At 76.9% G+C, this 1,098-nt stretch carries 1 pseudogene; it reads left to right on the plus strand.

Features of this window, described 5'->3' with window-relative positions:
- Positions 1-857: pseudogene (locus ABZ885_RS41820) on the plus strand (hypothetical protein); the annotation flags it as partial.
- Positions 858-1,098 lie beyond the last annotated feature (241 nt).

Here is a 1,098-nt window from a genome sequence, read left to right on the forward strand (position 1 = left end):
GGACGGCCCTGCTGGCCGCCCGCCCGCTCGACCTTCCGGAAGGCCAACGCCCCCGCTACGCCAGGCTGTTGACCGGCCTGGCCGGAGGCCTGGACGAGGACACGGCCGACTCCGTGCTCTCCGCGCTGCAGGCCTGGGCCGCGTACGCGCCGGAGGGCTCCGAGTACGTCCGGCGGGCCGCCACCGACCTGAGCCGGGGCCGCGGCGTCTGGCACCGCGCCATCGGCGTGGTCGGCGCGCTGGCCGACTCGGGCCTGCCGCACCCGGTCGGCGGCGCGGCGCCGGGCAGCCTGCTGCACGGCACGGTCACCGACCTGCTGGCCGCCGTCCGGGCCGGGGAGCCGGACGCCGAGGCGGACCACGACCTGCCCGCCTTCCAGTGCCTGCGCCGCCTGGTCACGATGACCGTGAGCAGCCGGCCCACCCTCGCCGCGCTGGCCGACCTGCTCGCGGACGAACCCGACCTCCTCCCGGTCCGGGTCTCGGCACTGACCCGCGCGCTCGACCCGTACGCCGACCTGCCCGTATTCTCCGCCGGCCTCCGCGCCCTGGCCGCGGCCCTGCGGGGCCACCCCGCGCTGGCCGGCGGCACGGCCGTCGCCCTGAGGCACCTCCACTCGCGCAATCGGAGCCGGGGGGTGCAGGAGGCCACCGTGCTGGAGGCCGCCCGGCGGCTGGTGGACGGCGCGGACGGTGACGGTCTGGCGGAGGGCCTGCTGGCGGTCGCCCTGCTCGGTGCGTTCGGCCGCTCGTTCCACTGGCCCGAGCCATGGCGGGCCCTCCTGCGCACGCTGCGCGCGCACCCGGCCGCGGACGTCCGGATCCCCGCCCGTGAGGTCGTCACCAGCCTGGAGTGACGCCGGTGACGCCCCCTCGGGCCGTCCGGCCCGGGGGCGTACTTGTCCTGGCGGCGTCATCGATTTGTCGCGTTCGCTTCATGTGAGGGATGCTCAGGTTCGGCATCGTCCGTAGCCGACCGCCGCACCGAGCGTTTCTGACAAGGGGACAGTCATCGTGACCGCACGCCGCGCCCTCGCCGGCACCATCGCCACCGGTCTGCTCGCCGCAGCCGCCGCCCTCGCACCCGCCCAGGCGGCC

The organism is Kitasatospora sp. NPDC047058, from assembly GCF_040643935.1.
Classification (GTDB): domain Bacteria; phylum Actinomycetota; class Actinomycetes; order Streptomycetales; family Streptomycetaceae; genus Kitasatospora.